This is a genomic window from Paraherbaspirillum soli, assembly GCF_042654985.1.
Taxonomy (GTDB): Bacteria; Pseudomonadota; Gammaproteobacteria; order Burkholderiales; family Burkholderiaceae_D; genus Paraherbaspirillum; species Paraherbaspirillum soli.
Map to the genome: position 1 here is coordinate 243,186 of NZ_JBHSMT010000029.1, position 7,358 is coordinate 250,543.

Annotated in this window: 7 protein-coding genes; 6 read left to right on the forward strand and 1 reads right to left on the reverse strand. The window is 64.1% G+C overall.

All coding sequences use genetic code 11. From position 1 onward, the window contains the following. Positions 1-126 precede the first annotated feature (126 nt). On the reverse strand, positions 127-447 hold the full coding sequence (fliE, locus tag ACFPM8_RS18695; protein WP_378999777.1) for a flagellar hook-basal body complex protein FliE: 321 nt from the start codon (positions 445-447) through the stop codon (positions 127-129). A 409-nt stretch (positions 448-856) separates the two neighbouring features. On the opposite strand from fliE, the gene fliF reads away from it, so the two are divergent. The 6 genes from fliF to ACFPM8_RS18725 form a co-directional block, all read left to right on the forward strand. Further along, on the forward strand, positions 857-2,512 hold the full coding sequence (gene fliF, locus ACFPM8_RS18700) for a flagellar basal-body MS-ring/collar protein FliF (RefSeq protein ID WP_378999779.1): 1,656 nt from the start codon (positions 857-859) through the stop codon (positions 2,510-2,512). Beyond that, positions 2,505-3,500 carry a flagellar motor switch protein FliG gene (fliG, locus tag ACFPM8_RS18705; protein ID WP_378999780.1) on the forward strand — a complete coding sequence of 332 codons (996 nt, stop codon included), beginning with the start codon at positions 2,505-2,507 and terminating at the stop codon, positions 3,498-3,500. The genes fliF and fliG overlap by 8 nt, the downstream gene beginning before the upstream one ends. Further along, on the forward strand, positions 3,493-4,275 hold the full coding sequence (gene fliH / locus ACFPM8_RS18710; RefSeq protein WP_378999782.1) for a flagellar assembly protein FliH: 783 nt from the start codon (positions 3,493-3,495) through the stop codon (positions 4,273-4,275). The genes fliG and fliH overlap by 8 nt, the downstream gene beginning before the upstream one ends. After that, a complete protein-coding gene (gene fliI, locus ACFPM8_RS18715; RefSeq protein ID WP_378999784.1) occupies positions 4,272-5,699 on the forward strand; it encodes a flagellar protein export ATPase FliI in 1,428 nt (475 codons plus the stop codon). The genes fliH and fliI overlap by 4 nt, the downstream gene beginning before the upstream one ends. A 28-nt stretch (positions 5,700-5,727) precedes the next feature. Then, positions 5,728-6,183, forward strand: a complete 456-nt coding sequence (fliJ, locus tag ACFPM8_RS18720; RefSeq protein WP_378999786.1) for a flagellar export protein FliJ — start codon at positions 5,728-5,730, stop codon at positions 6,181-6,183. Positions 6,184-6,202: 19 nt separating this feature from the next. Then, on the forward strand, positions 6,203-7,358 hold a 1,156-nt coding region (locus ACFPM8_RS18725), incomplete at its 3' end, for a hypothetical protein (protein WP_378999788.1).

Here is a 7,358-nt window from a genome sequence, read left to right on the forward strand (position 1 = left end):
CGTTTCTTGGTTTCGTAGGTCGGAAAAGCGAAGCGCCTTCCGACGCAAAGCGAACCGCCGACGCGGCCTTGACCATTTGATGAGATGCACGATGTCGGAAGACGCTGCGCTTTTCCGACCTACTGGTTATGCGGGCAAATTGATGATTTCCTGATACGCAGCGACCAGCTTGTTGCGCACCTGCAAACCCATCTGGAAGCCGACATTGGCTTTTTGCAAATCAATCATCACATCGTTCAGCGCCACGCCGGGTTTGCCCAGTTCGAACGCTTCGGCCTGGCCGGCTGCGTGTTGCTGAGCGTTGCTGATGCGTTCCAGCGTTTTTTTCATTTCATCGGCAAAACCGCCGCCGCTGACCACGCCGCTGGCGCTTGGCTCCTGGCTGCCGGCGATCTGCGCCGTCGCCTGCAGTTGCTGTAATACCGATTGGATCGCCGCTATGGACATAGTGATTTTTTCCTTGCTTCATTAGCAAATGTGGCTTTAGCCGCCTCTGACAACCGTAGCGAGCAAGCCCAAGGTCAGGGCGAGAAGCGCAGCCGTACTCAGGTACGGTGAGCATCGCAGGCCTGAGATTGGGCTGCGCAGTAGGTTGTCAGAGGCGGCTCTTCTATCAGGCTTCGAAGCGTACCAGTTCCGACTTAGCCGAATAGCGCCAACTGATGCCATAAAACCTAGCTATTCGACGGATCGAAACCCGGGCCATTAGTTGACAATCGTTAAGGTTTACAAAGGCTTCGTCTGCGTTGCCGTATCGTCCTACCACCCTAAGGAAAGCTTGCTGTATGCCATATAAGCAGAAGCGCAAAGCGCGTACCAATAGTCAGCGCCGCCTGCCGTCATCCGGAGTGCCTGCATGAATTCTGCCGTAATGGGTGCCGAGGTAAAGAAACTGTCTCCACTGGAACAGTTGCGCGCCAATCCGCGCCTGCCGCTGATGATCGGAGCCTCGCTCGCGGTCGCGGCCATCGCCGCTTTCTGGCTGTGGAGCCGTGCGCCCGACTATCGTGTGCTGTATAGCAATCTGTCGGATCGCGACGGCGGCGCCATCATCGCCTCGCTGCAACAGATGAATATCCCCTACAAATTCGCCGAAGGCGGCGGCGCCGTGCTGGTGGCTGCCGACCAGGTGCATGAGGCGCGGCTGCGGCTGGCTTCGCAAGGCTTGCCCAAGGGCGGCTCGGTCGGCTTTGAACTGATGGATAACCAAAAGTTCGGCACCAGCCAGTTTGCCGAGCAGATCAATTACCAACGCGCGCTGGAAGGCGAACTGGCGCGCTCGATCGAATCGATTTCGGCAGTGGAATCGGCGCGTGTGCATCTGGCGATCCCGAAACCGTCGCTGTTCGTGCGCGACCAGCAAAAGCCCAGCGCTTCGGTAGTGCTGACGATGCATCGCGGCCGTGCTATCGACGAAGGCCAGGTCAGCGCGATCGCCCATTTGATCTCCAGCAGCGTGCCGGAACTGAACCCCAAGAACGTCACCGTGGTGGATCAGGGCGGTAACCTGTTGTCGACCCCCAGCGCCGGCAATCGCGGTCTGGATGCCAGCCAGCTGAAATACACGCAAGAGATCGAGCAAAGCTATATCCATCGGATCGAAACCATCCTGCAACCTATCGTCGGCGCCAACAACGTCCGCGCCCAGGTCGCGGCGGACATCGACTTCTCGACGGTCGAACACACCGACGAAAAATACAGCCCGAACCAGGACCCGACCAAGGCCGCCATCCGCAGCCAGCAAACCAGCGAATCCAACCAGCAAGGCGCAACCCCGCCGGGCGGCGTGCCGGGCGCATTGTCGAACCAGCCGCCGACCACACCGGTGGCGCCGATCACGACTCCGCCGGCAGCAAACGGTCAAACCAACACCAGCACCACCCGCAGCAGCGGCGCGTCCAGCAACACGCGGCGCGACGTCACCACCAATTACGAGGTGGATCACGCGATCCGTCACGTACAGCAAGGCGCCGGCGGCATCAAGCGCCTGTCGGTGGCGGTGGTGGTCAATTACCGCGGCAGCCTCAACGCCCAGGGCAAGCCGGTCAGCCAAGCCTTGCCGGCAGCGCAACTGGAACAAGTCAAAAACCTGGTCCGTGAAGCGATGGGCTTCAGCGCCGACCGCGGCGATTCGCTGAATGTGGTCAACAGCCAGTTTGCCTCCGGCGACCTGCCGACGCCGGAACTGCCGCTGTGGCGCCAGCCGGAAAACATTTCGCTGGCCAAGATGATCGGCCAGTACCTGTTGATCGCCCTGCTCGTGCTGTGGCTGTGGTTCGGCATCGTGCGGCCGTTGATGCGCAAGCATCTGGCGCCGCCGGCTGCGCCGGAACCGCTGGCCGACGGCGTCGGCGAAAAGCTGAGCGAAGAAAAAGTGAAGCTGAGCGACGAAGCGCTGCAACGCCAAACCGACCGCCATCAATCGAATATGCAACACGCGCAAGACATCGCCGAAAAAGATCCGCGACTGGTCGCCATGGTAATCAAGAACTGGATGGGCAACGATGAATGAAGACGGAATCAGAAAGAGCGCCATCCTGCTGATGTCGCTCGGTGAAGACGGCGCCGCCGCCGTGTTCCAGCACATCGCCCCGCGCGACGTGCAAAAGCTCGGCATGGCGATGTCCAAGCTGCGCAACGTCACACACGACCAGATTTCCGAAGTGATGGAAGAGTTCCGCACCGAGACCGAACAGTTCTCGGCGCTCAACCTGGACTCCAGCAGCTATATCCGCTCGGTGCTGAACAAGGCGCTGGGCAGCGACCGCGCCGCCAGCCTGATCGAAGACATTCTCGAATCGAACGACTCGGCCAGCGGCATCGACACCCTGAACTGGCTGGAAGCGACCGAAGTGGCCGAGCTGATCCGTGACGAACATCCGCAGATCATCGCCACCCTGCTGGTCCACCTGGACCGCGGCAAGGCGTCCGAAGTGCTGGAACTGTTTACCGAACGGCTGCGCCACGATGTGCTGCTGCGGGTCGCCACTTTCGGCGGGGTGCAGCCGGCCGCGCTGAACGAATTGACCGAAGTGCTGACCGGCGTGTTGTCCGGCCAAGGCGTCAAGCGCAGCCGTCTGGGCGGGGTGCGGGCAGCGGCCGAAATCATCAACCTGATGAGCAGCATGCAAGAAGAAAACGTGATCCAGCACATGCGCGAATACGACGGCGACCTGGCGCAACGCATCATCGACGAGATGTTCCTGTTCGAAAACTTGCTGGAAATCGAAGACCGCGGCATCCAGTTGCTGCTGAAGGAAGTCGAGTCGGAATGCCTGATCGTCGCCCTCAAGGGAGCGCCGCAGGAACTGCGCGACAAGTTCATGCGCAACATGTCGCAACGGGCCGCCGAAATGCTGCGCGAAGATCTGGAACAGCGCGCACCGATGCGCGTCTCCAAGGTCGAGGCGGAACAAAAGACCATTCTGCAAATCGTGCGCCGCCTAGCCGACTCCGGCGAGATCGTGCTCGGCGGTCAGGGCGAAGACGCTTATGTCTAAGCTGCCGCAGCATCCTGCCTCGGTCAGCTACGAGAGCCTGTCGCCGGCGCATAAACCGGCGCGGCGCATTGCCGTCCCGGTACCCAAGGAACAGATGACGGCATGGCAGCGCTGGGAGATGGCGGCAGTCAACAATCCAGTCGCCGCGCCAGCCGAGCCGGAACCGATAGTGCCGGCCGAAGCGACGCTGGAACAATTGCAACCGACCCTGCTGATCGACGAAGCCGAACTGAACCGGCTGCGGCAGGAAGCGCAGCAAGCCGGAGCGGAAGAAGGCCGCCAGCAAGGCTACGCCGAGGGCAAGACCGAAGGCTATGCCGTCGGCCTGGAAGCGGCCCAAGCGGAAGCCGACAGCCTGCGCACCTTATTGCGCGCCATGCCTGCCGCCTTGCGCAGCGCCGACCGCGCAGTGGCCGATGATTTGCTGAGCCTGGCGCTGGACATTGCCCGCCAAGTCGTGCGCCAGGCCTTGAACGTAGAACCCGAATTGATCCTGGCCGCGGTGCGCGAACTGTTGCAGACCGAACCGGCCCTGAGCGGCACCCCGCGCCTGTTGCTGCACACCGACGATGCGGCGCTGGTCAAACAATATCTGGCGGAAGACTTGCAAGCGGCCGGCTGGCTGGTGCGGATCGATCCGGCCATCAGCCGCGGCGGCTGCCGGGTCCAGGCCGCCAGCGGCGAACTCGACGCCACCATGGAAACCCGCTGGCAAAGAGTCGCGGTCGCACTCGGCCGCAACATCCCGGCCGCCCCTGCCCCATCCAACACATGACAGATACGATCGCCGCCGCCGACAACCCGCATCTGCAAGCCTGGCGCAGCGCGCTCGGCAATGCCAGTCTCGGCGTCGGCCGCAGCATCCCGATCCGCACCTACGGCCGCCTGACCCGTGCGGTCGGCCTGGTGCTGGAAGCGGTCGGCCTGCAACTGCCGGTCGGCAGCGACTGCCTGATCGAACTGCCGCCTGGCTACGGCCAGCCCACCACCGAAGCGGAAGTGGTCGGCTTTGCCGGCGACCGCCTGTTCCTGATGCCGCAAAGCGAAGTCGCCGGCCTGTTGCCCGGCGCCCGCGTCTATCCGCTGGAAGCCCAGGTGCCGGTCAATAACTGTCTGGGCAGCCCGCCGGCCGAAGCCGGCACCAAACGGCTGCCGGTCGGCGCCGGCATGCTGGGCCGCGTGGTGGACGCCGCCGGCCGTCCGCTCGACGGCCTGGGGCCGCTCGATTTCAGCCGCGAAGTGCCGCTGGCGGCTGCCCCCATCAACCCCTTGAACCGCGCCCCGATCGACAGCGTACTGGACGTCGGCGTGCGCGCCATCAACGCCCTGCTGACCGTCGGCCGCGGCCAGCGCATGGGCCTGTTCGCCGGCTCCGGGGTCGGCAAGAGCGTGCTGCTGGGCATGATGGCGCGCTACACCAGCGCCGAAGTGATCGTGGTCGGCCTGATCGGCGAACGCGGCCGCGAAGTAAAAGATTTCATCGAAAACACGCTAGGCGAAGAAGGCCTGGCGCGCGCCGTGGTGGTCGCCGCACCGGCCGACACCTCGCCGCTGCTCAGACTGCAAGGCGCGGCCTACGCCACCTGCCTGGCCGAATATTTCCGCGACCAGGGCAAAGACGTATTGCTGATCATGGATTCGCTGACCCGCTACGCCATGGCGCAGCGCGAGATCGCGCTGGCGGTCGGCGAACCGCCGGCCACCAAAGGCTACCCGCCGTCGGTGTTCGCCAAATTGCCGGCGCTGGTGGAACGGGCCGGCAACGGCGCCCGCGACGCCGGCGGCAAAGGCGGCTCGATCACCGCCTTCTACACCGTGCTGACCGAAGGCGACGACCAGCAAGACCCGATCGCCGACGCCGCGCGCGCGATCCTGGACGGCCACATCGTACTGTCGCGCAGCCTGGCCGAATCCGGCCACTATCCGGCGATCGACATCGAAGCCTCGATCAGCCGCGCCATGACCGCGCTGATCGCACCGACGCAGTTCGACGCCGTGCGCAGCTTCAAGCAAATGCTGTCGCGCTACCAGCGCAACCGCGACCTGATCAGCGTCGGCGCCTATGCCGCCGGCAACGACCAACAGCTGGACAAAGCGATCGCGCTGTATCCGCGGATCGAAGCATTTTTGCAGCAAGGCATGGAAGAACGCGCCGGCTACGACAGCGCCGTGACCGAATTGCACACCCTGTTTACCTGACCCGGAACCCTCCTGAAAGGATCTCATCATGGCCAATACCCTACCGCTCGCGATGTTGATTGAACTGGCGCAAAACAAGACCGACGACGCGACCCGCCGCCTGGGTCAGTTGCAACGGGCGCAGATCGGCGCCGCCGAAAAACTCGCGCTGCTGATCCAATACCGGCAGGAATACGTCGACCGCCTGCAAGCCAAGATGCAGGAAGGCGTGCCGTCCTCGCACTGGCGCAACTTCCAGAACTTCATCGGCACCCTGGACGGCGCGATCGAACAACAGCGCGCGGTAGTGGCCCAGGCCGAAGCCCGGCTGAACCACGGCCGCAGCGACTGGCAACACAGCAAGCGCCGCCTGAACTCATTCGACACCCTGGCCGACCGCGTGCGGCAACAAGCCGCGCTGGCGCTCGGCAAGCGCGAACAGCGCGACAGCGACGAACACGCCGCCCGCCAATTCCAGCTGCGCGCCCAGGCGCTGACCAGATAAATCCATCAAGAGACCCGCCATGCCTATCATTCTCGCCCCCAGCATCAGCACCCAGCCTGCCGCAGCAGCCCCGGCCAACGCCGCCGCCAATGCCAACAACGCCCAGGACCAGCAGCCCGCCGGCAGTTTTGGCGACGCCTTGAACCGCTCGCTGGCGAATACCGACAAACCCGCCGACAGCGGCAGCGCCAACGCTGCAGCCAAAGCGCCCGACAAAACCACCGATAAAGCCGCCGACCGCACCACCCGCCGCCCAGCCGCCAGCGCCGACGCCAATCAGCAAGATCCAGCCGCCGCTCTCGCGTTCGCCTTGATCCCGCCGACGCCGGAAGCCAGCAAAGCTGCGGCCGACGCCGCCCAGTTTGAGGACGGCAAACCGCTGCCATCGGCGGCAGAAACCCAACTCAACGCAGCCATCGCCGCCAGCGCCGGCAAAACCGCAGCAGCCGCGCCGGCACTGACGGAACCGGCAGCCGCCATCCAAAGCACCGACCCGGCCGCTGCCGCCGCAACAGCCGCCGCAACCGCATTCGGCGCGCAGCTGGGAGCGCAGGCAGCACCAACCACGCCAGCCGCCGCAAGCTCAAAAGAACGACCCCAGATCGCCCTGCAAAGCAAAGACCTGGCCGCCGCCGACGGTGCCGCACTGGCGCATGCCAACGACAAACTGCTCGCTCCGGTGACCACGCCCGGCGGCAACGCCGCACACCAGCAAGCCCCCCAGGATGACGGCCGCGCCAACCAGCACAACCACCATCAGCAAGTGGAAAAATCGGCGACCCAGGACCGCCAACAAACGCACAACAGCGACCAGGCCGACCTGCAGCGCACCGCCTCAGCCACCAGCGCAACCGTCAACCCCACCGCCAACAATAACGAACTGGCAGCAGGCAAAGCGACCGCATCGAGCAACAGCCAGTTCACCGTCGCGGCAACAACACAGCTCAACCCGGCAGTCAGCACGGTGCAACCCGCAGCCAATGCCGTCAGCCCGGCAGCAAGCCCGGTCAGCCTGCCGCTGACGCCGACAGTCGGCAGCGGTGACTGGGGCCCGGCGCTCGGCAAGCAAATGATTTTTATGAACAACGCCAACCACCAGGTCGCGGAACTGCACCTGAACCCGGCCGACCTGGGCCCGTTGAAAGTCACGCTGACCATCAACGACAACCAGGCCC

What these genes read in the sequence shown, in the direction of transcription:
- fliJ (WP_378999786.1), top strand. Translation starts at nt 5,728, where the DNA reads ATGGCCAATACCCTACCGCTCGCGATGTTGATTGAACTGGCGCAAAAC.
- fliI (WP_378999784.1), top strand. Translation starts at nt 4,272, where the DNA reads ATGACAGATACGATCGCCGCCGCCGACAACCCGCATCTGCAAGCCTGG.
- fliG (WP_378999780.1), top strand. Translation starts at nt 2,505, where the DNA reads ATGAATGAAGACGGAATCAGAAAGAGCGCCATCCTGCTGATGTCGCTC.
- fliE (WP_378999777.1), bottom strand. Translation starts at nt 447, where the DNA reads ATGTCCATAGCGGCGATCCAATCGGTATTACAGCAACTGCAGGCGACG.
- fliH (WP_378999782.1), top strand. Translation starts at nt 3,493, where the DNA reads ATGTCTAAGCTGCCGCAGCATCCTGCCTCGGTCAGCTACGAGAGCCTG.
- fliF (WP_378999779.1), top strand. Translation starts at nt 857, where the DNA reads ATGAATTCTGCCGTAATGGGTGCCGAGGTAAAGAAACTGTCTCCACTG.